Origin of the sequence: Longimicrobium sp., assembly GCF_036280135.1 — a bacterium.
Classification (GTDB): Bacteria; Gemmatimonadota; Gemmatimonadetes; order Longimicrobiales; family Longimicrobiaceae; genus Longimicrobium.
In genome coordinates, this window is the sequence record NZ_DASURI010000754.1 from 1 (window position 1) to 2,551 (window position 2,551).

Genomic DNA, 2,551 nt, shown 5'->3' on the forward strand with positions numbered 1-2,551 from the left:
TCGGCGCTGTCCAGCTCGGCGCGCTTGCGCTTGCGATCAGCATCGTGCTGCGCGCGCAGGCGGTCGTACTCGCTGGCCTGCCGGGGCGTGAGCACCGTGCGGATCTCGGCGCGGGCGCTGTCCACGGCCGCGCGGATGCGGACGCCGTCCTCCTGCCACAAGCTGTCCGTGCGCTGCCGGCGCCGCGCCATGATGCTGTCCACGCGCACGCGCTGGTCGGCCGTAAGGCCCAGCTCGTCGATGATGTTGTGCGGCCCGCGCTCGTCGTCGCACTTGGCGACGCGCGCCTCGGTCTCGCCGGCCGTCAGCACGCGGCTGAACGCGGTTCCGGCCAGCATTCCGGCAGCAAAGGTGATGATCAACAGCGCCATGCCGGTCAGGCGCGTGCGGCGTTGCGTGTTCACGTGCGGCCTCCGCGGCCGGTGGGGGCGGGGTGGGTCACGGGTTCCTTCACGGACGGGGTTCCCACGAGGTGAGCAGGTCGTCGTCGCTCACGGGGCGCTGCTCGGCGATGAGGTCCGCCGCCGGCTCCGGGATGCGCAGCGCGTCGGCCACCGTCAGCGGCGACGAGGCGTGCGCGGGCCCGCGGGGCCACGTGAGCGCGCCCAGCGACAGGGCGGCGATGGCGGCCGCGGCGGCCAGCGTGGGGCGGGCCCAGCCGGCCAGCACGGCCAGGGGCGTGCGGACGGCGTTGAGCTGGGCGCGCGCCATGACGGCGCGGGCCATGCGCGCGCGGCGCAGGTCGTCCAGCCCCAGCGGCGACAGGTCGATGCGTTCGTTGTCGTTGTTCATCCTGCTAGTCCTCCTCGCCCACCAGGGCGCGCAGGCGGCCGCGTACGGCGCGGCGTGCGTTGAACAGGTGATAGCGCACGGTGCCTTCGGGCATCCCCAGCGCCTCACCGATCTCTCGGTGCTTCCAGCCTTCCAGGTCGTGCAGCAGCAGCACTTCGCGCTGGGTCTGCGGCAGGTTGCCCACGGCGTCGTTCAGCCGGTCGCGCAGCTCGGACCGCTCCGCCTCGTCCGCCGGGTTGCCCAGGGCGGGGGCGTCGTTGGCGTCGTCCAGGGGCTCGGCCGCGCGAATGCCCAGGTAGCGGCGATGGTTCAGGGCGCGGTTGCGGACAATGCGCACGAGCCATCCGCCAAAGCGCGCGGGGTCGCGGCACTCGCCCAGGCGCTCCAGGGCCAGCACCAGCGCGTCCTGCGCCACGTCTTCGGCGTCGTGCGGGCTGCGGGTAACGGCCAGGGCCACGGCGTAGGCCGCGCCCATGTGCAGGCGTACCAGTCGGTCGGCGGCGTCCGCGTCTCCGGAGCGAGCGCGCGCCACCAGCAGGGCCACGTCGTCGCTCATCTTACTACCAGACACGCCACGTGGAAAAAACGCTGGGACGTCACGCGGCAAGGCCTTCGAGGGCGTGACGGCACCGCGGCCCGTCGGACGGATGCGTCACGGCGGAACGCGGAAACAGACGGTAAAGCGGCTCGCGGGTCACGGCAGCTCCCACGCGGTGCGAAGGGCGCCGTACGCGTCGCGGGGCAGCTGCACGAGCGCGGGGCGGGCGCGCGGATCCAGCCAGGCGAGCACCATCCGCAGTTTATCCTCCGCCATGGACGTGCAGCCGCTGGTGGCCACGCCGGGGCCGCCCCAGACGTGCAGAAAGATGCAGGATCCGCCGCCGGGCGCGGGCGGATCGGAGTTGTGGTCCACCCACACGCCCCAGCGGTACAGCTCGTCCGTGCGGCGCATCTCCTCGTGGCTGTTCCAGTCCGGCTGCGCGATGGTGTCGCGGTCCACGCGGCGGTTGTAGAAACGCGAACGGAGGTCGTCCACGCACTCGATGCTGGCGTCGGACTGCACGTACGGCAGGCGGATCCACGGCACCTCGGCGGCCGCCGCGTAGCCGAACGCCGAGCTCAGGCGGTAGATGCCGGCCGGCGCGCGCCCGTCGCCCTCGCGCTTGACGGGCCCGTCCAGCCGCGGATCGTCGTGCAGCCCCGTCCCCCAGCCCAGCCCCGATCGGCCGACGGAGGCCGGGATGGGCTCGCCCACGGGCCGCCACGCCGCGCCGACGGCGTCGCGCTCGTAGCGCTGCAGGGTGGCGTCCACCGTGTTCCAGTCCGGCGTGGTGGAGACGATCACCTGCAGCGCGCCGTTCGCGTCCAGCCCCGGCGGCGTAGACGGGCGCGGGGACGGATGCGAAGCGGCCACGGAGAGCGGGACGGTGATGGCGAGGGCGAGCAGCAAGCGCATGGAACTGCCGGGATGCGGGTGCGGTTGCGCGAACGCGGGATCGAGCCGTGAACGTAGCGTCTAACAAAGCGTTGCGGCGGCGTTTCGCGCAAGGCGTGGGGGGGGGGAGCTGGGTTCGTGCACCATGGCGGGCAGTCTGCCTGCCCGCGGAGGGCCCCCTCCCCCCGGCCCCCTGCCCCCGCTTCGCGGGGGAGGGGGAGAACTGCGTCTGGACATGCGGACGGTTTGCGCCGGCAGCGACGCGCCCCTCTCCCGACCTCTCCCCGCTCGTTCCTCGCGGAGAGAGGAGAACCCATCCTTCGC

At 73.3% G+C, this 2,551-nt stretch carries 4 protein-coding genes; all 4 read right to left on the reverse strand.

The features are described from left to right. A partial coding sequence (locus VFZ20_RS24375) for a hypothetical protein (RefSeq protein ID WP_329686563.1) occupies positions 1 to 404 on the reverse strand: 404 nt, incomplete at its 3' end. A gap of 46 nt (positions 405 to 450) precedes the next feature. After that, complete coding sequence (locus VFZ20_RS24380; RefSeq protein WP_329686564.1) at positions 451 to 792, reverse strand: hypothetical protein; 342 nt, start codon at positions 790 to 792, stop codon at positions 451 to 453. 4 nt (positions 793 to 796) lie between these two features. Further along, the gene (locus VFZ20_RS24385) at positions 797 to 1,348 is read right to left on the reverse strand and encodes a sigma-70 family RNA polymerase sigma factor (protein ID WP_329686565.1); all 552 of its coding nucleotides are present in this window, start codon (positions 1,346 to 1,348) and stop codon (positions 797 to 799) included. Between the two features lie 138 nt (positions 1,349 to 1,486). Further along, entirely contained in the window at positions 1,487 to 2,248 is a 762-nt protein-coding gene (locus VFZ20_RS24390; protein ID WP_329686566.1) for a L,D-transpeptidase family protein, read from the reverse strand. Between the last annotated feature and the right edge of the window lie 303 nt (positions 2,249 to 2,551).

Bases quoted from the DNA above. Each gene is read 5' to 3' on its own strand.
- VFZ20_RS24380 (WP_329686564.1), bottom strand. From the start codon at position 792: ATGAACAACGACAACGAACGCATCGACCTGTCGCCGCTGGGGCTGGAC.
- VFZ20_RS24385 (WP_329686565.1), bottom strand. From the start codon at position 1,348: ATGAGCGACGACGTGGCCCTGCTGGTGGCGCGCGCTCGCTCCGGAGAC.
- VFZ20_RS24390 (WP_329686566.1), bottom strand. From the start codon at position 2,248: ATGCGCTTGCTGCTCGCCCTCGCCATCACCGTCCCGCTCTCCGTGGCC.